The sequence below is a fragment of the Cellulosimicrobium sp. Marseille-Q8652 genome (assembly GCF_965112045.1).
Genome location: NZ_CBCOPS010000001.1, coordinates 31,920 through 52,355 on the forward strand (window position 1 = coordinate 31,920; position 20,436 = coordinate 52,355).

Here is a 20,436-nt window from a genome sequence, read left to right on the forward strand (position 1 = left end):
GGTCGAGGTCAGGCGGACGCGCCCGCCTCGCCGTTCCCCTCGGTGCTGCCGCGCCGCTCGGCGCCGGGCTCGTCGTCGTCGCCCGGGGGCGGGAGCTGGCAGAACCGCTCCACGAGCAGCCCCACCGCGGCCAGGACGAGGGCGCACACGACCGCGACACCCGCCGCGACGGCACGGTCACGACGCGCCTCGATCGCGAGGTCCGGCAGCGCGGCGAGCACCTGCGCCCCGTACCAGCCCGCGAGCAGCGCCCCCGTGAGCGCCGCGGCCTTGGCGAGCACGAACGTCCGCGCCGCGCGGATCGGGTCGAGCCCCGGACGCCGCCCCTTCAGGTAGGCGCGCACGGCCCAGCCGGCCCAGAAGACCCCGGCCGCGAGCGCGACGATCGCGACGTCGACCACCCACGGCACCGCCGGGAGGTACGTGCCGCGGTCCTCGACGAAGCGCACGACGAGCCAGCCGACCGCGGCCGTCACGACGGCGACGAGCAGCAGCGTCCGGACGGACGTGCGGCGCATCAGCGCTGCGCGTCGGACGGCGGGGCGGACACCGGCGGGAACGGCGACCAGTGCTCGGTCCCCGGCTGGACGGGCTGGACGGGCTCCGCCGGCGGAGCCGCGGTCGGCCGGACGACCTGGTGCACCTCCGGGTCGGCGAGCGGCCCCGGCGCGGCCCCCGGCGCGCCGACGGGGGTGAACGGCACGCCCCGGATGAGCTGGTCGTCCCGTGCGGGTGCCTGTGCCGGTCCGTCCGCCGGAGCCTGCGCCTGCGCCGGGGTCGCCGCCGGTCCCTGCGCCGGCCCGCGCACGGGCTGGAGGGGCGGGACGGACCACACGGGCTCGGCCGGGGCGGCGTGCCCGGCCGCATCGGGGTGCACCGGGCTGAACACGGGCACCGCGACGAGCGGCTCCGCCGGTGCGGCCGCAGACGTCGGTGCGTGGGCCGGGGGCATGGTCGGCGGGAACGGGGCCACCTGCGTCGGCTGCGCGTGCGGCGCGGGGGCGTGCGGGGAAGCCTCCGACGCGTGCGACGGCGGGTCGAACGGGAACGGCACCGGCTGCTCCGGCGCGGGAGCGGGCTCCGGCCTCGGTGCGGGCTCCTGCCTCGGTGCGCGGGCTGGGGGGCGACCGTCGCCGGCGGCGTGCTCGGGGCCGGCACGGCGCCCTGGGCGGGCGGGGCCGGAGCGGGGGCGGGGCGGGCGGGCGGGGGTCGGCGCGGGGGAGCGGCGGCGACGGCGGGACGGACTGCGCGGCGGCGGCGGTCGCGTCCGGCGACGCCGCGCCGTCCGACGCTGCGGCACCCGTCGCGACCGGCACGGCACCCGTCGGGTTCGGCACGCCCTCCGTGAGCCAGTCCAGGGCGAGCCAGCGGATGCCCGCGCGGTCCGGCGCGGTCGCGGCGAGCGCCGCCACGGGACCTCCGCCGAGGCCCGGCAGGACCGCCCCCGGGTCGATCTGCGACCACGGCTCGAGGACGAACGCCCGCTCGTGCGCCCGCGGGTGCGGGAGCTCGAGGTCGTCGGCGACGGCCGTCAGCGACCCGTAGACGATGAGGTCGACGTCGAGCGTGCGCGGCCCCCACCGCTCGTGGCGGACGCGCCCGTGCGCGCGCTCGACCGCCTGGCACGCCTGCAGCAGGTCGCGGGCCGACAGCCGGGTGCGCGCGAGGACCACGGCGTTGAGGAAGTCCGGCTGCTCCGGGCCGACCGCCGCGGTGCGCGCGAGCGGCGACACCTCGGTGAGCTCGAGGCCCGAGATGCGGTCGAGGTCGGTGATGGCGTCGCGCAGGGTCTGCTGCGCGTCGCCGAGGTTCGCCCCGAGCGCGAGGACCACCTCGACGAAGTCCACCGGCACCTCGTCCATCCGGTCCCGCTCGCGCTCCGCCACGGCGGCCGGACCGGCAGGCTCCTCCGTCGTCCCGTCCGCGGTGGTGGTCGACCGCTCGAGCGGCGGCGCGTCCGGCACCGCGGCCGCGGCGGGTCCGGCGAGCGGGGCGGGCACCGGAGCGGGGACGGCGGGGACGTGCCGGCCGAGCTCGTCCTCCTCCGGGACGGGTCCCTGTGCCGCGCTCTCGTCGCGCGTCGCCACGGCCTCCGGCTCGTGCGTCGCGGGCTCCGCCGCGGGGACGGCGGGCGCCTCGTGCGTGGTGTCGGGGTCGGGCTCCTCGTGCGCCCCCGCACCGAGGTCCTGCTCGCCGGGCACCGGCGCGCCCGTGTCCTCGACGGGCTCGGCGCTCACGCCCGGCGCCGAGGCCGGCACGCCGCCGGCAGCCGGCACGCCACCGGTGTCGTGGCCGAGGGCCTCGGACGCCGCGGCCGTCGGAGCGGTGGTGGGCGCCTCGGCGGACGTCCGTACGTCCGAGGACCCGGCCCCCGGCTCGCCGGACGTCGGAGCCCCGGCCGGGGCCGCGACGTCGGGCACGGGGGTGAAGGGTTCCGGCTCGGACGGTCGCTCGACCACGCTCGTGGGCGGGATGCTCGGCGGCATGACCGCCGGGGCGTCGGCGAGCACGGGCTCGGGCTCCGGGTCCCGCACCGCCTCCACGCCGTGGATCAGGGCCGGTGCCACGGAGCCCACGGGGATCGGGGCGACGGGCTGCTGCTCCCGCGCGTCCTGCCGGCGGGCGAGGGGCGCCACGACGGGCACGACGACGCGGTCCCGGCGGATGACGACCTCGACGTCCTCGAACGGCACGGTGATCGGCGCCTGGGGCTTGTGCACGGCCACGTCGACCGCCACGACGTCGGGGTGCGTGAGGATCGTCGCGGCGATGCGCTCGGCCACGGTCTCGACCAGGTCGGCGGGCGAGCCCTCGAGGACGGCGACGACGTCCTCCGCGACGCCCGCGTAGCTCACGGTGTCGGCGAGGTCGTCACCGCGCGCGGCCTCGCGCGTGTCGAGGTGGAGCACGACGTCGGCGCGGAACAGCTGGCCCTCGACCTTCTCGTGCTCGAGCACGCCGTGGTGCCCCGTGGCGCTGAGCCCGGTGAGCCGGATCCGGTCGAACGGCCGGCCGTCCGCGTCGAGGACCGCCCCTGCGAACGCTGTGGTCACGTCGTACTCCCGTCCTGACGAGGGGGCTCGACGCGTCCGGGGACGGTCGGGCTCCGCTGTCTCGTGCGATCGGTCGCGCCGATCGGTCGTGCCGTCTGCTGTCGATGGTGTCATCCGCGGCGCTGTCGTGGCGCCGCCGCCCATCCTGCTAGGTCGCGGGCCGCCCCGTCGAGTCCTCGTCGGTGCGCGCCCCCGGGCCGACGACGCGCGCCCGCTGCCAGGCCGCGACCACCCGGACCGCGTCGGCCGACGCGCGGACGGCGTGGACGCGCACGCACCAGGCCCCGGCCGCGGCCGCGAGGGTCGTGACGGCCGCGGTCGCGTCGTCGCGCGCCAGGGGCGGCACGGCCTGCCCGTCCGGGCCCGCCAGGAGGTGGCCGAGGAACCGCTTGCGCGACGCCCCGACGAGCACCGGCAGGCCGAGGTCCTCGAGCTCGCCCAGGCGTGCGAGGAGCGGCCAGTTGGACGCCCCGGACTTCGAGAAGCCGAGGCCCGGGTCGAGCACGACCTGCTCGCGCCGGACGCCCGCGGCGAGCAGCGCGTCGAGCCGGTCGGCGAGCTCGGCGCGCACGTCCGTCACGACGTCGTCGTAGTCCTCGAGGTCGTCCATGACGTCGGCGTGACCGCGCCAGTGCATGCACACGTAGGCGGCACCTGTGCGCGCGACGACGCCCGCCATGCCGGGGTCGGCGAGGCCGCCCGAGACGTCGTTGACGATGCGGGCACCCGCCGCGACGGCCCGTTCCGCGACGACCGCGCGCGTCGTGTCGACCGACACGACCGCGCCGTCCGCCGCGAGGGCCGCCACGACCGGCAGGACGCGCGCGAGCTCGTCGGCCACGGGGACGCGGCCCGCGCCCGGGCGCGTCGACTCGCCGCCGACGTCGAGGATGTCGGCCCCCTCGTCGAGGAGCTCGCGGCCGTGCGCGACCGCGGCGTCGGGCTCGTACCACTCCCCGCCGTCCGAGAACGAGTCGGGCGTGACGTTGACGACGCCCATGACGAGCGTCCGCCCCAGCCCGCCGAGCTCCTCGAGCCCCGCGACGCGGCGCGAGCGCGTCGGGGCCGGCCGGCCGTCGGCGCTCACGGGGTCAGCGGCCCAGGATGAGGCTCATGGCCTCGGCCCGGGTCGCGACGTCGCGCATCTGCCCGCGGACCGCGGACGTGACCGTGCGCGAGCCCGGCTTGCGGACCCCGCGCATCGACATGCACAGGTGCTCGCACTCCACGACGACGATCGCCCCGCGCGGCTGCAGGTGCTCGACGATCGCGTCGGCGACCTGCGAGGTGAGGCGCTCCTGGACCTGCGGCCGCCGCGCGAACACCTCGACGAGCCGCGCGAGCTTCGACAGGCCGGTGATGCGCCCGTCGGCGTTCGGGATGTAGCCGACGTGCGCGACGCCGTGGAACGGCACGAGGTGGTGCTCGCACGTCGAGTACACCTCGATGTCCTTGACCAGGACCATCTCCTCGTGACCGAGGTCGAACGTCGTGGTCAGGACGTCGCCCGGCTCCTGGCGCAGGCCGGCGAAGATCTCGCGGTAGGCGCGCGCGACGCGCGCCGGCGTCTCGCGCAGACCCTCGCGCTCCGGGTCCTCGCCGACGGCGAGCAGCAGCTCGCGCACCGCGGCCTCGGCCCGCTCGGCGTCGTACGGCGGGACGTCCGCGGGGACGGGCAGGTCCTCCGCCGACCGCGAACGGGTGATGCCGCTCGCGGAGCCGTCCGTCGTCATCAGCCCTGCCCCGGCCCGGCGACGTCGGTCACGCCGTCACCCGGTTCGGCCCGGCCGAGGGCCCGGTCGAGCGGGGAGTCCGCGGGGACCTCGCCGATGCGCTCGGGCGGGAGCTCGTCGTTCGCCGCCGCCGCCTCGTCCTGCGGGATCACCGGGTGGCCGTTCTGCGCGGCCTTCTCGGCGTCGGTGAGGACGGGGCCGCGCTGGGACACCGAGCGCTGCTCGCTCGAGAGCCACACGTCGCGCGGGTCGCGCTTGACCACCGGCTCGAAGACGCGGGCGAGCTCCGCCTGGTTGAGCGTCTCCTTCTCGAGGAGCTCGAGCACGAGCGCGTCGAGCACGTCGCGGTACTGCGTGAGCACCTCCCACGCCTCGTCGTGCGCGGCCTCGACGAGCTTGCGCACCTCGTGGTCGACCGTGCCGGCGACCGACTCGGAGTAGTCGCGCGTGTGCCCCATGTCGCGGCCCATGAACGGCTCGCCCGACCCGGTGCCGAGCTTGATGGCGCCGACGCGCTCGCTCATCCCGTACTCGGTGACCATCTTCTTGGCGATCGCGGTCGCCTTCTCGATGTCGTTCGAGGCGCCCGTCGTGGGGTCGTGGAACACGAGCTCCTCGGCGACGCGCCCGCCCATCGCGTAGGCGAGCTGGTCGAGCAGCTCGTTGCGCGTCGTCGAGTACTTGTCCTCCGTGGGCATGACCATCGTGTACCCGAGGGCACGACCGCGCGGCAGGATCGTCACCTTGGTGACCGGGTCCGTGTAGCGCATCGCGGCGGCGACGAGGGCGTGGCCGCCCTCGTGGTACGCCGTGATCTTCTGCTCCTTGACGTTCATCACCCGGGTGCGCTTCTGCGGTCCGGCGACGACGCGGTCGATCGCCTCGTCGAGCGCGCGGTCGTCGATGAGCTGGGCGCCGCTGCGCGCGGTGAGCAGCGCGGCCTCGTTGAGCACGTTCGCGAGGTCGGCGCCCGTGAAGCCCGGGGTCCGGCGCGCGACGGCGGCGAGGTCGATCTCGGGGACGATCGGCTTGCCCTGCGCGTGCACGCGCAGGATCGCCTCGCGACCCTTGAGGTCGGGCGCCTCGACGGCGATCTGCCGGTCGAAGCGGCCCGGGCGCAGGAGCGCCGGGTCGAGGATGTCGGGGCGGTTCGTCGCGGCGATGAGGATGACGTTCGTCTTGACGTCGAACCCGTCCATCTCGACGAGGAGCTGGTTGAGCGTCTGCTCGCGCTCGTCGTGCCCGCCGCCCATGCCGGCGCCGCGGTGGCGGCCGACGGCGTCGATCTCGTCGACGAAGATGATCGCCGGCGAGTTCTCCTTCGCCTGGTTGAACAGGTCGCGCACGCGGCTCGCGCCGACGCCGACGAACATCTCGACGAAGTCCGAACCGGAGATCGTGTAGAACGGCACGCCTGCCTCGCCCGCCACGGCGCGCGCGAGCAGCGTCTTGCCCGTCCCGGGGGGCCCGTAGAGCAGGACGCCCTTGGGGATCTTCGCACCGACGGCCTGGAACTTGTCGGGCTCGGCGAGGAACTCCTTGATCTCGTGGAGCTCCTCGACCGCCTCGTCGGCGCCCGCGACGTCGGAGAACGTCACCTGCGGCGTGTCCTTCGAGACGAGCTTCGCCTTCGACTTCCCGAAGCCCATGACCCGCGAGCCGCCGCCCTGCATGCGCGAGAGCAGGAACCAGAACAGCACGCCGATGATGAGGAACGGGATGAGCAGGCCGAGCAGCGACGACCAGAACGACGGCTGGGCGACCTCGGAGTTGTACCCGTCCTCCGGTTCGGCGGCCACGACGGCGTCCACGACGGCCTCGCCCTGCGGCGCGACGTAGAAGAACTCGACGTTGGTGCCGTAGTCGTGCTCGTCGTCCGTGCCCTCGTCGGTCACGTAGTTCTCGGACAGCGTGAGGCGCACCCGCTGGTCGCCGTCCACGATGAGCGCCTGGTCGACGGTGTCGCCGGTCAGGAGCTCGAGGCCGGCGGACGTGTCGATGCGCTGCACCGTCGGCCGCGACAGCGTCGTGAACGCGATCCAGAGGATGACGAGGCCGAGCACGATCCAGACGATCGGCCCACTGAGAATCTTCTTGATGTTCATCGGCGACGGGGCGCGCGCCCCGGATCCCTCCGCTCGCGCAAGTGTTCGGGCTCGAAACTACACGCTGGACCTTGACGTCCGCTGTGCTTCGGGGCCCTGTTCGCCCAGGGCGTGGACGGGCGCGGCTCAGGCCGAGTAGACGTGGGGTGCGAGCGTGCCGACGAACGGCAGGTTGCGGTACTTCTCGGCGTAGTCCAGTCCGTACCCGACGACGAACTCGTTGGGGATGTCGAACCCGATGTAGCGCACGTCGACGTCCGTCTTCGCGGCGTCGGGCTTGCGCAGCATGGCCGCGATCTCGACCGACTCGGGGCCGCGCGACCGCAGGTTCGACAGGAGCCAGGACAGGGTCAGGCCCGAGTCGATGATGTCCTCCACGATGAGCACGTTGCGGCCCGTGAGGTCGGCGTCCAGGTCCTTGAGGATCCGCACCACGCCGGAGGACTTGGTCCCCGAGCCGTACGACGACACCGCCATCCAGTCCATCTCGACCGGGTGGCTGAGCCGGCGCGCGAGGTCGGCCATGACCATGACCGCGCCCTTGAGCACCCCGACGAGCAGGAGGTCCTTGCCCGCGTAGTCCCGGTCGATCTGCGCGGCGATCTCGTCGAGCCTCTGGGCGAGCTGCTCCTCGGTGAGCAGCACGTTCTCGAGGTCGCCTGCGACGTCCGATGCTTCCACGGGTGACGCTCCTAGGTCTGGGGTGCAGGGGTGGGGGCGGGGGTCGGTGCCGGGTCCGTGCGGAGGGTCGGCCCCGGAGGACCCAGAGCAAGCCTGCCACACGACCGGTGCCCCCGGAGGTCGCCCGGCAGGTGCACCGGGCCCTGCCCGCGCCACGCCACGACCAGCGCGTCGAGCGCGTCGACGTGCACCGCGAACAGGTCGCTCGCGGGGCAGCCCGCACGCAGCGCCGCGGCGCGCAGCGCCCGTCTCCGCAGCGCGGGGTGCGCCGCGGAGAGCGCGGCCGGGTCGAGCTCCACCACCGTGCCCGCGGGGTCGGCGTCGGGCACGACGAGCGCCCGGTCGAGGAGGTCGGCGGCGAGCGCGTCGAGGAGGTCGGCGTCGTCGCGGAGGAGGTCGGCGGTGCGCGCGAGCCCCGGCACGGCACCGGGGCCGAGGACCTCGACGAGCGCCGGGACGACGGCCGCCCGCACCCGCGAGCGCAGCGGCGCGCCGTGGCCGGGTCGCGAGGCCGGCCCGGCGACCCGTGGCCCCGGCCCGCCGGGTACGTCGTTGGTCGGGTCGTCCCACCAGCCCAGGCCGAGGGCCCGGCAGACCGCCTCGGTGTCGGCGCGGCGCAGGCCGAGGAACGGGCGGCGCAGGACCCCGCGGCGTGGGGCCATGCCCGCGAGCGACCGTGCGCCGGCACCGCGTGCGAGTCCGAGCAGGACGGTCTCGGCCTGGTCGTCGAGCGTGTGGCCGAGCAGGACCGCAACGGCGCCGCGCGCGTTCGCCGCCGCGTCGAGCGCGGCGTACCGGGCGTCGCGGGCGTCGGCCTCCGGGCCGGCCCCGGACACCGGGACGACGACGCGGCGCACCTCGACGGGGTCGAGCCCGAGCTCGCGGCAGCGCGCGGCCGCCGCGGCGGCGACCTCGGCGCTGCCCTCCTGGAGCCCGTGGTCGACGACGACGGCGCCGGCCCGCAGCCCGGCGCGCGGCGCGACGAACGCCGTCGCCGCGGCGAGCGCCGTCGAGTCCGCACCGCCCGAGCACGCGACGAGCACGAGGTCGCCCTCGGCCAGGCCCGCGAGCGCGGCCCGCACCGCACGCCGCGCGTCCGCCACGACGGGCGCCGGCCCGCCCACGGGCGTCAGCCGTGGACGCGGCGCACCCAGGCGCGCGCGTCGGCGATCTCGCGGGCCGTGGGCAGGTTCTCGGGTGCGGCCCACACGGCGTTGAAGCCGTCGCGGCCCACGTCCTTCTCGACGGCGCGCACGAACGCGGCGCCGTCGCGGTACTGCGCGATCTTGGCGTCCATCCCGAGCACGCGGCGCAGCACGACGTCCGCCCCCGACGCTCCCGCGCCGTCGCGTCGCGCCTCGAACTTGCGGCGGATGCTGCGCACCGTGCGGACCGTCCTGGGCCCGACGGCGTCCATCGCGACGTCGGCGTGCCCCTCGAGCAGCGCCATGACCGCCGAGACGTCCTCGAGCTGGCGGCGCTCGTCGTCGGTGAGGAACCCGTGGACGAGCGTGCCGCCCTCGCCGCGGACGGCGTCGAGGACCGCGCGGCCGACGGTCCGCAGCTTCTCCCCCAGCCGCGCCTCGGCGAGCCGGCGGGAGGACGTGGACAGGTCGGTGAGCAGGCTCCCCGCGCGCTCGCGCAGGTGCGTCGCGAGCCAGGGTGCCGTCGCGAACTGGAGCGCGTGCGTCTGCTCGTGCAGGCACACCCAGAGGCGGAAGTCGGCCGGCACGAGGCCGAGCGCGCGCTCGACCTGCAGCACGTTGGGGGCGACGAGCACGAGGCGTCCCGGCCCCCCGACCGGCAGCTCTCCGTCCGTCCCGCCGTCGGTCCGGCCGCCGGCCTCGGCCGCTGCGCTGTACGGGTCGAACTGCCCGAGCACCCGGCTCGCGAGGACGGCGAGGACGGAGCCCACCTGCGCCGCGCCGACGAGCGCCGTCGCCTGCGGCACGCGCGGCGCACGGTCGGAGCCGTCGGAGAGCAGCGCGTCCGCGACGCCCGCCGTGAGCGACTCCATGATCTCCGTGTTCGCCTGCGCCCAGCGCGCCCGGTCCACGACGAACACCGACCCGAGCTCGGTCGGGCGCGCGACGCCGGCGGGCGTCATGCGCGTCACGTCGAGCACGTGCGGCACCGCTCGCGCCGCCGCGTCGCGCAGCCCGTCGACGAGGTCCGCGAGCTCGTCGCGGGTCGCCTGGGGGCCGGGACGCGCGAGGCGTCCCGCGACATGCGCGGCGGCGGACCAGTCCACGATCGACGGCCCGACGGGCGGGCGGTCGGGCTTCTCGACGAGCGTCACCGCTCCACGGTATCCCCGACGCGGTCGCGACGGTCCAGGGAGGAGCGTGCGGCAGAGGTGCCACGGGCGCGGCGTCCGCGGACGTCGGGGCGGGGGCCGGGGGGGACGAGCGGTCGGAGCACGGGCTCCGCGTCGCCGACGACGGCGCACCGGCGGCCCGCTGACCGGGCCGGGCCGAGGATCAGCCCGCGCAGCCGCACTCCGCGAGCGCGCCGACGAAGTCGTCGAGGATGATCCGCGCGCCGTACGTGCCGCCGTCGGGCACGGCGTCGGTCATGAGCGCGAAGACGAGCTGGCGGTCGTCGGCGGTGACGACGGTCCCGGCGAGGGACGTGACCTTCGGCAGGCTGCCCGTCTTCGCACGCACGACACCGCGGCCCGCGTTGTCGAGGAAGCGGCTCTCGAGCGTGCCCGTGAGGCCCGCGACGGGCAGCCCGACGGCGGCGGTGCGGAGCTCCGGGTGCCCGGGGTCGGCGAGGAGCAGCACGACGTCGGCGAGCTGGCGCGGCGTGAGCGACGACCCGTCCCCGAGGCCCGAGCAGTCCGCGATCACGGCGCCCGTGAGGTCGACGCCGAGGCGTTCCACGGCGGCGCGCACGGCCTGCGTCGCGCCCTCGGCGGAGCCCGGCAGACCTGCGTCCAGGGCGACGACGCGCCCCACGACCTCCGTGATCGTGTTGTCGGAGTGCTGCAGGAAGTAGTCGACGACGTCCCCCAGGGGCGCGGACTCGACCTCCCCGACGAGACGGCCGTCGTCCGGGGCGGGCGCACGCACGGGGTCGCCCTCCACCGTGATGCCCTGCTCGCCGAGCGCCGTCGCGAAGGCCTGGGCCGCGGCGAGCGCCGGGTCCTCGGCGCGGCGGGCGTACTCCTCGTCCTCCAGCCGGGCCACGTCGACGGCGAGCGCCGCGACCGGCGCGATGTACCCCGCCGGGACGTTCCCGGGGAACACGGCGGGGTTGAGCGCGGGACCGGTGAAGTACGTGTCGTCGAGGTGGAGCGTCACGGTCGTGCGACCGGTGAGCCGCAGCTCCTCCGAGACCTGCGCGGCGAGGTCGGCGAGCCCGGCGCGGCCGTTGACCGCCGTGGGGTCGCCGGCCCCGGCGGCGAGCATCATGTCGCCGCCGCCGACGAGCACGACGGTGTCCTGGCCCTCGAGCACGGCGCGCGTGGTCAGCGTCGCGTGCGGGCCGGGCGACGTGAGCGCGGCGGCCGCGGTGAGCACCTTGATCGTCGACGCCGGGACGTGCCCGGTCCCGGACCCCGCCTCGCCGAGCACCTCGCCCGTCGCCGCGTCGAGCACGAGCGCGCCGACCCGGGGGCCGAGGCGCTGGTCGGCGACGAGCGCGTCGGTGAGGTCCTGGACGGCCCCCGCGGCCGGGACGGGGGCCGTGTCGTCGAGCACGGGGAGCGCGGCGACGAGCGGCGGCGCGGCCACCGCGCCCGGTGCGGCGGGGGAGGGGGCGGGCTCGGGCGGGACGGGCTCCGTCGTGAGCAGGCCGGGGACGACGTCGGCGGCGTCGGCCACGAGGTAGCCCCCCGTGAGCGCCAGGACGACGCCGAGCGCCACCCCCGCGCGCGTGCCCCAACCCATACGACTCTCCCGTCCCTGGCCTCCGGTGCGGACGTGCCGGGCGTCGGCGAGGACCGGGCCGGGCGCGAGCACGTGCGCATTATCACTCACCGGTCGCGGTTCCCCCGCACGCCTGGGCCCGTCCGACGAGGGCTCCCGTGTCACACTAGGAGCCGCACGACGGCGTCGTCCGTCGACCGACCCGACCAGCCACCGCCCGACATCGCGGTGCCGGTACGACTGGAGGACAGCAGTGGAGTTCGACGTCACGATCGAGATCCCCAAGGGCCAGCGCAACAAGTACGAGGTCGACCACGCGACCGGCCGGATCCGTCTCGACCGCATGCTGTTCACGTCGACGCGCTACCCGGACGACTACGGCTTCATCGAGGGCACCCTCGGGGAGGACGGCGACCCGCTGGACGCCCTCGTGCTCCTCGAGGAGCCCACGTTCCCCGGCTGCCTCATCCGCTGCCGCGCGCTCGGCATGTTCCGCATGCGCGACGAGGCCGGGGGCGACGACAAGGTGCTGTGCGTCCCGACGGGCGACCAGCGTGCGGCGTGGCGGCAGGACATCGACGACGTGTCCGACTTCCACCGCCTCGAGATCCAGCACTTCTTCGAGGTCTACAAGGACCTCGAGCCGGGCAAGTCGGTCGAGGGCGCCCACTGGGTGGGCCGCACCGAGGCCGAGGCCGAGATCGAGCGGTCGCTCCAGCGCGCGATCGACACGGGGTACCACACGCCCGGTCACTGACCGCACCGGTGCCCGACGGCGCCCCTCGCCCACGGGGGGGCGCCGTCGTGCGTCACCGGCTGCCGCGGGTCACCGGGAGTCCGTCTGCCGCGCCCGGAGGCCGTCGACGAGGACGTCGACCACGACGTCCCGGTCGTCGCCCGGGGAGCCGAGGCGGAGGGCGTGCTCGACGCCGCACACGAGCCGCTCGACCTGCGCCACGGTGACGTCGCCCCGGACCGCACCCGCCCGCTGGGCCCGTGCGAGCACGTCGCCGAACGCACCGAGGACCTCGGCCTTGAGGACGGCGACCTCCGGGCTCGCGTCCTCGGGGGCGAGCAGGACGGCCTGCAGCCCTCCGGCTTCGAGGTGCAGGTCCACCACCCCGCGGAGCGCGGCCTCGAAGCCGCGCCACGGGTCGGGGTCCGCCGACGCCGCCCGGGCGAGCCCGCCCAGGGCCGCCAGGGCGTCGCGGGACAGGTCCTCCACGAGAGCGTGAGCCGTGGCGAAGTGGCGGTAGACCGTGCCGACGCCGACGCCCGCCTCGCGGGCGATCTCGTTGAGCCGCAGGTTCTTCGGGTCCGCCCGGGCGGCGGCACGGAGGATGCGCTCGCGGCTGCGGACGGCGTCTGCGCGGCGGGAGGCTCATGGCACGAGCATACCCCGAAACCGGATATCCCATCCGGTTGCGCTACGGTGATACGGATACTTCATCCGTATGAGAGGAGCGTGCCATGGCATGGGACCCGGAGAACCTTCCCGACCAGAGCGGGCGGACCGTGGTGGTGACAGGAGCAACCTCGGGCATCGGCTACTTCGCGGCGGAACAGGCTCGCCGCAGCGGGAGCCCACGTGGTGCTCGCCGGACGGTCTCCCGACCGGCTGGACATCGCGGCGTCGAACCTGCGCGAGCACGTCCCCGGCGCGTCGCCGGACCGGCTCGTGGTCGACCTGGCGTCGTCCGCGTCGGTCCGCGCCGCGGGCTCGGCGCTGGCCGCGTACGACCGGCTCGACGGGCTGCTCCTCAACGGGGGCTCGATGGCTCTCCGCGCCACGGACCGCACCCCGGACGGGCTGCCGACCCTGGTCGCGACGCACGTCGTGGCCAACGTGGCCCTCGTCGCGCACGCGCTCCCGGCGATGGCCCGCACCGGGGCGCAGCACGGGCCCGCACGCGTCGTGCACACGTCGTCGGGGTTCGTCGACCGGCTCCGGCGGCCCGTGACGGACGTGCTCCGGACCTCCCGGGTCGGCGTCGTCGCCTACACCCGGGCGAAGGCGGCCACCGAGGTCTTCGCGCTCGAGCTGGCGCGCCGGCTGGACGCGGCCGGGGTGCCGGTGGAGTCCCTCGTCGCACGGCCGGGCGTCGGCGTGGACGCCCGGACGCCGCACCGGACAGGCATCCGCGACGAGACGGTCCCCGTGCAGCGCAACCCGTTCACCCCCTGGGCGCAGGGCAAGGACACCGCCGCGTGGTCGGCGGTCCGCGCGCTCACCGACCCGCACGCCCGCGGCGGACAGGTCTACGCCCCCGCGGACGGACCCACGGGGTCTCCCGGTGCCGGTACGCCCCTCGGCGCTGACCGCCTCGCCCGCGCCCGACGTGCTCGCGGCGGTGTGGGACCAGGCTCGAGCGGCTCGCGGGGCACGTGGTCCCCGTCGCCTCCGGGGCCGCCCCCACGGCAGCCGGGGCCCGCGGGAGCCGCCGTGACGGTGACGGGAGCAGGGCCTGACGCGCCGCGGACGGGCGTCAGTCAGGGCCGGCCGGCGTACGGCATCGCGTCGGCCCAGCGCATCGGCACCTCGCGCACGTCCACGCCCGGCTGCGGCGCCTCGACCATCCGCCCGCCGCCGGCGTAGACCGCGACGTGCCGGATCGTCGACGGGTCCGAGGGGTCGTTCGCGTAGAAGACGAGATCGCCGGGGACGCTGCGCGTACGGGATCTTCGCGACGCGCTGGTACTGCGAGCGCGACGTGCGCGTGATCTCCACGCCCGCCGCGGACCAGGCTCGCGACGTCAGGCCCGAGCAGTCGTAACCCGGTCCCGTCCCGCCGAAGACGTACGGCGACCCGATCTTCGTCCGTGCCCACGCCACGGCCGCCTGCCCCGCGCGGCGCTGCCGATCGTCGTGCCGGGCGGAGCGGCGGGGGTGGCGGCTCGGGCCGAGGTGCCGGAGCGGGCGGAGGTGCCGGAGCGGGCGCGGGAGGAGGTGCCGGAGCGGGCGCCGGCGGAGGTACCGGAGCGGGCGCGGGCGGAGGCGCCGGAGCAGGGGCGGGCGGCGGGCTCGCTGCGGGCGGGACGGCGGGCTCCGTCGACGGCGTCGCGGGAGGCCGGCTCGACGGTGTGCCGGCGGCCGCGCCCGAGGCCGGGGGCTCGTCGAGACGCTCACGCGCCGCTCCTCCTCGTCGGCCCGCGCCTGCGCGGCGCCCAGCGCGTCCTGTCGCTGCCGCTCGACCTCGACGCTCGTCGCGCGGGCGCGCGCCAGCTCGGCGACGAGCGTCTCGCGGCGCGCCGCCGCGTCGGCGACGGCGGCGTCGAGCTCCGAGGCCGCGCGCTCGGCCGTCGCGAGCGCGGCGCGCGCCCGGCCGGAGACCTCCCGCTGGTGGGCGAGCGCGGCGTCCGCGCGGGCTCGCGCGGAGTCCGCGACGGCGCGCGCGGTCGCGTGCTCCTCGACCGCGAGGCCGGCGGTGCGACCGACGACCCGCCCGGCCTGCTCCCGCTCGACGACCTCCGCCACGCCGTCGGCCTCGATCACCGCCCGGAGCGCGTCGAGCTCGCTCGAGCCCTGGCGCGACGCGCGGAACAGCGCGCCGAGCGCGGAGCGCGCCTCGTCCTCCGCCGCCTCGGCGACCGCCAGGTCCTCCCGGGCGGTGCGCAGCTCGGTGTCGGCCCCCGTGAGCGCGGCCTGTGCGGTGGCATAGTCCTCGGCGGCGCTCTGCACCCCGGCCCGGGCGCTCGACCGACGCTCGCGCAGCGCCGCGAGATCCGCCTCGATCGCCGCGACGTCACCGCTCGCGCGCTCGACCTCGTCGCCGGCGGAGCGCGCGTCGTCGGACGCCGTGGCGGGGTCCGCCGTCGCGGTGCGGTCCGCCGTCGCGGTGCGGTCCGGCGCGGCGGTGCGCTCCGGCGCCGGGGCGGGGTCGGACGTCGCGGCAGGCGCGAACCCGATGCCGACGGCGAGGGCGAGGGCCACCGCGGCGCTCGTCGCGGCCGCGCGACCGCTCCTCGATCCGCTCACGCCGCCCTCCCGTCGGTCCGTCACCATGCGTCGCCGCCCGTCGCCGCCCGTCGCCACCCGTCGCCGCCCGTCCACGGCGCCGCGACGCGGAGCCCGGGAGCCAGCGACGTCCTGCGCGGCGCGTCGCGTTGACACGGGACGCGCCGCCCGTTGCAGTCTGCCCGGCCCGCCGAGGACGCGCGATCCGAGCGACCGTCCGCTTCTCAACATGTGGTCTCGGATGGCGAGACGGCTCTTCCGGCGCGCGCGACGCGTGCCTACTGTCGGTCCATGACCCGTCGAATGTGTTGCTGACCCCAGCGCACGTTCGCCTGCCCTCGTGGCCGGTGCCGCCGACGACGGCGGCACCCGCGACACCGGGCACCACGTCCCCCGTGCGCTGCCCTCCGCCGCGGCTGGTTCGTGCGTCCACCTCTGCGGCCGTCCCCGGCGCACCCGCGCCCGCCGATCCCGGCACCTGACCGTCGTCCGACCGGCACCCGACCGGCACGCCACCGATACCCGCAGGAGCACCACGATGAGCACCGAGCAGTCACCCGCCTGGTCCTTCGAGACCCGTCAGGTCCACGCCGGACAGTCCGCCGACCCCACCACCGGGGCGCGCGCGCTGCCGATCTACCAGACCACGTCGTTCGTCTTCCCCGACGCGTCCGTCGCCGCCGACCGGTTCGCGCTCAAGGACCTCGGCCCGATCTACACGCGCATCGGCAACCCGACGCAGGAGGTCGTGGAGAACCGCATCGCCTCGCTCGAGGGCGGGGTCGGCGCCCTGCTGCTCGCGTCCGGCCAGGCGGCCGAGACGTTCGCGATCCTCAACGTCGCGCAGGCCGGTGACCACGTCGTCGCCTCCCCGAGCCTCTACGGCGGGACCTACAACCTCCTGCACCACACCCTCCCCCGCCTGGGGATCGAGACCACGTTCGTCACGGACCCGCACGACCCGCAGGCCTGGCGTGACGCGGTCCGCCCGAGCACCAAGCTCTTCTTCGCCGAGACCATCCCGAACCCCCGCGCCGACGTCCTCGACATCGAGGCCGTCGCGGCGGTCGCGCACGAGAGCGGCGTCCCGCTCGTCGTCGACAACACGGTCGCGACGCCGTACCTCGTGCGCCCGCTCGAGCACGGCGCCGACGTCGTGGTGCACTCCGCGACGAAGTACCTCGGCGGTCACGGCGCGGCGATCGGCGGCGTCATCGTCGACGGCGGCACGTTCGACTTCGCCCAGGACCCGGAGCGCTTCCCCGGGTTCAACACGCCCGACCCGTCGTACAACGGTCTGGTGTACGCGCGCGACCTGGGCGTCGACGGGATCCTCGGCGCCAACCTCGCCTACGTGCTCAAGGCGCGCGTCCAGCTCCTGCGCGACCTCGGCTCGGCGATCTCGCCGTTCAACGCGTTCCTCATCGCGCAGGGCATCGAGACGCTCTCGCTCCGCGTCGAGCGCCACGTCCAGAACGCCCAGAGGGTCGCCGAGTGGCTCGAGGCCCGCGACGACGTCCGCACGGTGCACTACGCCGGGCTGCCCTCGAGCCCGTGGCACGCCAACGCCCAGAAGTACCTCCCGCGCGGGGCCGGCGCGGTGCTCGCCTTCGAGCTCGACGGCGGCGCGGAGGCCGGCCAGGCCTTCGTCTCGGCCCTGCAGCTCCACTCGAACGTCGCCAACATCGGTGACGTGCGCTCGCTCGTCATCCACCCCGCGTCGACGACGCACAGCCAGCTCACGCCCGAGGAGCAGGCGCTGTCCGGGGTGACGCCCGGCCTCGTGCGCCTCGCCGTGGGGATCGAGCACGTCGACGACATCCTCGCGGACCTCGAGCTCGGCTTCACCGCCGCCAAGCCCGCGCTGGACGCGTGACCGGGAAGCCGGCCGCGTGAGCGGGAAGCACGAGCGGACCTCGCCCCTGGACGTCCGGGGCGCCACCGGCGCCCCGGACGTACAGTGGCCGACGGTGAACCCTGTGCCCGACGAGCTGCCCCCGACCCGCTCCGCGCCTCCGCGGAGCGCGGTCCCGTCGTCGCGCCCACGGGTCGTCACGGCGGTCCCGGCGAGCGGTGCGTGGCGCGAGGGGGACGACGTCGGCCGCCGTCGGTTCGCGGACGTCGGCACCTTCGACCTCGAGTCGGGGGCGCGCCTGCCCGACGTGCGCGTCGCGTTCGAGACGTGGGGCACGCTCGCGCCGGACGGGTCGAACGCGGTCCTCGTCCTGCACGCGCTCACGGGCGACTCGCACGTCAACGGCCCGGCCGGCGACGGGCACCGCACCGCGGGATGGTGGGAGGACCTCGTGGGTCCCGGTGCGCCCATCGACACGGACCGCTGGTTCGTCGTCGCCCCCAACGTGCTCGGCGGGTGCCAGGGCACGACGGGACCGGCGTCGGCCGCCCCCGACGGCGCTCCGTGGGGCGGCCGCTTCCCGCGCGTCACGACGCGCGACCAGGTCGCCGTCGAGATCGAGCTGGCGCGCACGCTGGGCGTCTCGTCGTGGGCGCTCGTGGTCGGGGCCTCGATGGGTGGCCACCGCGTGCTCGAGTGGTCGATCCTCGGCCCGGAGGCGGGCATCGGGGTGGAGTCGATCGCGGCGATCGCGACGGGTGCCCAGACGACCGGGGACCAGATCGCCTGGGCGCACCCGCAGATCGGCGCGATCCGTGCCGACCCGCGGTTCCGCGGCGGCGACTACTACCACGCGGCGGACGGTGACGGCCCGCACGTCGGGCTCGGGATCGCACGCCAGATCGCGCACGCCACGTACCGCTCGGCCCGCGAGATCGACACCCGGTTCGGCAGGATCCCGCAGGGCGGCGAGGACCCGTTCACCGACGGGCGCTACGCCGTGCAGTCCTACCTCGACCACCACGGCGACAAGCTCGCACGCCGCTTCGACGCCAACTCGTACGTCGTGCTCACGCAGGCGATGCTCACGCACGACCTCGGGCGTGACCGCGGCGGTGTCGAGGCCGCGCTGGGGTCGATCGCCGCACGGGCCCTGGTCGTCGCCGTCGACTCGGACCGGCTCTTCCTGCCGGCGGACTGCGCGCGGATCGCCGCAGGGATCCCGGGTGCGGAGCCGCTCCGGACCCTGCACAGCGACTTTGGCCACGACGGGTTCCTCGTGGAGCACCACCAGCTCGGACCGCTCGTCGCGGACTTCCTGCCCGAGCCCTCGCCCGCGCGGGACTGAGCGCCCTCCGGCCGAGGCGGCACGACCTGGCGTGCGCCTGGCCCGCCCGAGCGGGCACCATGGGCGCATGAGCATCGACGTCGACGCCGCCGCAGACCACTTCCGCGCCCAGTGGGACCGGCTCGACCGGTGGCTGCGCGGCCTCGAGGGCGAGCTGGGGCGTGCGGCGGACCGTCCGAGCGTGATCGACGGGTGGTCGGTCGGCGAGCTCGTCTCCCACCTCGGTCGCGTGATGGAGGCCCTGGCGCGGTGCGGACCGGTCGCGTCCGGGACGGTGCCCCTCTCGTTCGCCGAGTACCTCGGCACCTACCCGGACCGTGCCGAGGAGATCGCGAAGGAGACGCGGACGCTCGACGCCGAGCTCGCGCCGGACCGGCTCGGCGGTGTCGAGGACCGGGCCGCTCAGGCGTTCGCCCGGCTCGACGAGCTCGCCGGCGAGCGCGTCGTCCAGGCGCGCCGCGGCCCGATCACCCTCCAGGACATGGTGGTCTCGCGCGTCGTCGAGCTCGTCGTGCACGCCGACGACCTGTCGAGGTCGTTCCCCGAGGTCCGCGACGACCCGGTGGACCCCGGGGCGCTCGACGCGGTCGCGGCCGAGCTGCTGCACGTCGTCGTCGTCCGGGGCGGCTGGAGCCTCGAGGTGCACGACCCGTTGCTCTGGGTACGTCTCGCGACGGGCCGCGAACGCTACGACGTCGACCAGCTCGCCAAGGCGCTGTCCCCTGTGCACACGTCCGAGGCCGTGCCCGACCTCGGCCGCATGCTGCCGCTCCTCTGACCTCGCAGAAGGGGAGGGACGTGCTCGACGCGCGCACGGTCTGGGAGCCGGACGTCCTGGGCGACGGCTACGCCCGGCGCACCCTCGAGCTCGCCGACGACGACGAGGGGGCGGTCGTCGCCACCCTGGTCCGGTACGCCCCGCCGGCGCCCGAGGCGGTCCGGCCGGCGCGCGCCGTGCTCTACCTCCACGGCTGGAGCGACTACTTCTTCCAGACGGAGCTCGCCGCGCTCTGGCACGCACAGGGCGCCGCCTTCTACGCGCTGGACCTGCGCAAGTACGGCCGCAGCCTCCGACCCCACCACACGCCGGGATACGCCGACTCCCTCGACGTCTACGACGAGGACCTGGAGGCCGCGCTCGCCGCGGTGCACGAGGAGCTCGGCGCCAACGCCTCCGTGATGCTCATGGGCCACTCGACCGGCGGCCTCGTCGCGTCGCTCTGGGCGCACCGCCATCCGGGTCGCGTGCGAGGGCTCGTGCTCAACAGCCCGTGGCTGGAGCTGCAGGGGTCGTCCGTGGCACGCACCGTGTCGGGACCGGCGATCCGGCAGCTCGCACGGTTCCAGCCGCGCGCACCGCTGCCCAACGTCGACCCCGGCTACTACGCGCGGACGCTCCGCGACCGGGAGGACGGCGCGTGGACGATCGACGACGCGTGGCGCCCGGTGCCCTCCTTCCCGGTGCGGGCAGGCTGGCTGCGTGCCGTCATCGCGGGCCACGCACAGGTGGCCGGCGGCCTGTCGATCGAGTGCCCCGTGCTGGTGCTCCTCGCCGGGCGATCGCTCTTCAGCACACGCTGGACGGAGAACATGCGCAGCGCGGACATCGTGCTCGACGTGGAGCCTCTCGCCCGGCGGGCGCCCCACCTCGGGCGCGTGGTCACGGTCGTGCGCATCCCCGGTGGTATCCACGACCTCGCGCTGTCGGCCCCCGGTCCTCGCGCGCTCTACTTCGCGGAGATCGTGCGGTGGACGGCGGCGTACGGCTGGTCGTAGCCCGACGTCGCGGGGCAGACCCCGCGGTGCGCCGACGCCGGCGCCTGGTCCCGGGCAC

16 protein-coding genes and 2 pseudogenes are annotated in these 20,436 nt (G+C 76.0%); 7 read left to right on the plus strand and 11 right to left on the minus strand.

The genetic code is table 11. The annotated features are described in order from the left end of the window. Positions 1-8: 8 nt before the first annotated feature. From folK to dacB, 8 genes are all read right to left on the minus strand, one after another. Positions 9-3,053: a 2-amino-4-hydroxy-6-hydroxymethyldihydropteridine diphosphokinase gene (gene folK / locus ACWPWV_RS00165; RefSeq protein ID WP_454040997.1), complete on the minus strand. Its 3,045-nt coding sequence runs from the start codon at positions 3,051-3,053 to the stop codon at positions 9-11. Between the two features lie 148 nt (positions 3,054-3,201). After that, the gene (gene folP, locus ACWPWV_RS00170) at positions 3,202-4,140 is read right to left on the minus strand and encodes a dihydropteroate synthase (RefSeq protein ID WP_454040998.1); all 939 of its coding nucleotides are present in this window, start codon (positions 4,138-4,140) and stop codon (positions 3,202-3,204) included. Positions 4,141-4,144: 4 nt separating this feature from the next. After that, positions 4,145-4,786 (minus strand): GTP cyclohydrolase I FolE, encoded by a 642-nt coding sequence (folE, locus tag ACWPWV_RS00175; protein WP_454040999.1) that lies wholly within the window; start codon positions 4,784-4,786, stop codon positions 4,145-4,147. Next, entirely contained in the window at positions 4,786-6,891 is a 2,106-nt protein-coding gene (gene ftsH / locus ACWPWV_RS00180) for an ATP-dependent zinc metalloprotease FtsH (RefSeq protein WP_454041000.1), read from the minus strand. The genes folE and ftsH overlap by 1 nt, the downstream gene beginning before the upstream one ends. Positions 6,892-7,017: 126 nt before the next feature. Next, positions 7,018-7,572, minus strand: a complete 555-nt coding sequence (hpt, locus tag ACWPWV_RS00185; protein WP_435737054.1) for a hypoxanthine phosphoribosyltransferase — start codon at positions 7,570-7,572, stop codon at positions 7,018-7,020. Between the two features lie 11 nt (positions 7,573-7,583). Then, positions 7,584-8,696, minus strand: coding sequence for a tRNA lysidine(34) synthetase TilS (gene tilS / locus ACWPWV_RS00190; protein WP_454041001.1), 1,113 nt, complete (start codon positions 8,694-8,696; stop codon positions 7,584-7,586). A gap of 5 nt (positions 8,697-8,701) precedes the next feature. Beyond that, on the minus strand, positions 8,702-9,871 hold the full coding sequence (locus tag ACWPWV_RS00195) for a zinc-dependent metalloprotease (protein ID WP_454041002.1): 1,170 nt from the start codon (positions 9,869-9,871) through the stop codon (positions 8,702-8,704). 181 nt (positions 9,872-10,052) lie between these two features. Beyond that, positions 10,053-11,465 carry a D-alanyl-D-alanine carboxypeptidase/D-alanyl-D-alanine endopeptidase gene (gene dacB / locus ACWPWV_RS00200; protein ID WP_454041003.1) on the minus strand — a complete coding sequence of 471 codons (1,413 nt, stop codon included), beginning with the start codon at positions 11,463-11,465 and terminating at the stop codon, positions 10,053-10,055. A gap of 232 nt (positions 11,466-11,697) precedes the next feature. Here dacB and ACWPWV_RS00205 point away from each other — a divergent pair, with 232 nt between their 5' ends. Further along, positions 11,698-12,201, plus strand: coding sequence for an inorganic diphosphatase (locus ACWPWV_RS00205; protein WP_251150123.1), 504 nt, complete (start codon positions 11,698-11,700; stop codon positions 12,199-12,201). 69 nt (positions 12,202-12,270) lie between these two features. Here the strand turns inward: ACWPWV_RS00205 and ACWPWV_RS00210 are convergent, their stop codons facing one another. Both ACWPWV_RS00210 and ACWPWV_RS00215 read right to left on the minus strand, forming a co-directional pair. Continuing rightward, positions 12,271-12,669, minus strand: coding sequence for an SbtR family transcriptional regulator (locus tag ACWPWV_RS00210; protein ID WP_454041004.1), 399 nt, complete (start codon positions 12,667-12,669; stop codon positions 12,271-12,273). Positions 12,670-12,675: 6 nt separating this feature from the next. Further along, positions 12,676-12,786, minus strand: a pseudogene (locus tag ACWPWV_RS00215) (TetR family transcriptional regulator); the annotation flags it as partial. A 246-nt stretch (positions 12,787-13,032) separates the two neighbouring features. Between ACWPWV_RS00215 and ACWPWV_RS00220 the strand changes: the two are divergent. Continuing rightward, positions 13,033-14,040, plus strand: coding sequence for an SDR family NAD(P)-dependent oxidoreductase (locus ACWPWV_RS00220; protein WP_454041005.1), 1,008 nt, complete (start codon positions 13,033-13,035; stop codon positions 14,038-14,040). Here the strand turns inward: ACWPWV_RS00220 and ACWPWV_RS00225 are convergent. Beyond that, positions 13,935-14,277: pseudogene (locus ACWPWV_RS00225) on the minus strand (C40 family peptidase). The gene ACWPWV_RS00220 and the pseudogene ACWPWV_RS00225 overlap by 106 nt on opposite strands. Before the next feature lie 54 nt (positions 14,278-14,331). On the opposite strand from ACWPWV_RS00225, the gene ACWPWV_RS00230 reads away from it, so the two are divergent. From ACWPWV_RS00230 to ACWPWV_RS00250, 5 genes are all read left to right on the plus strand, one after another. Beyond that, a complete protein-coding gene (locus tag ACWPWV_RS00230; protein ID WP_454042850.1) occupies positions 14,332-15,552 on the plus strand; it encodes a hypothetical protein in 1,221 nt (406 codons plus the stop codon). 385 nt (positions 15,553-15,937) lie between these two features. Beyond that, entirely contained in the window at positions 15,938-17,275 is a 1,338-nt protein-coding gene (locus ACWPWV_RS00235; protein ID WP_454041006.1) for a bifunctional o-acetylhomoserine/o-acetylserine sulfhydrylase, read from the plus strand. A 103-nt stretch (positions 17,276-17,378) separates the two neighbouring features. Continuing rightward, on the plus strand, positions 17,379-18,602 hold the full coding sequence (gene metX, locus ACWPWV_RS00240; RefSeq protein ID WP_454042776.1) for a homoserine O-acetyltransferase MetX: 1,224 nt from the start codon (positions 17,379-17,381) through the stop codon (positions 18,600-18,602). A gap of 67 nt (positions 18,603-18,669) precedes the next feature. Next, on the plus strand, positions 18,670-19,380 hold the full coding sequence (locus ACWPWV_RS00245) for a maleylpyruvate isomerase N-terminal domain-containing protein (protein ID WP_454041007.1): 711 nt from the start codon (positions 18,670-18,672) through the stop codon (positions 19,378-19,380). 20 nt (positions 19,381-19,400) lie between these two features. Beyond that, on the plus strand, positions 19,401-20,378 hold the full coding sequence (locus tag ACWPWV_RS00250; RefSeq protein WP_454041008.1) for an alpha/beta hydrolase: 978 nt from the start codon (positions 19,401-19,403) through the stop codon (positions 20,376-20,378). Positions 20,379-20,436 lie beyond the last annotated feature (58 nt).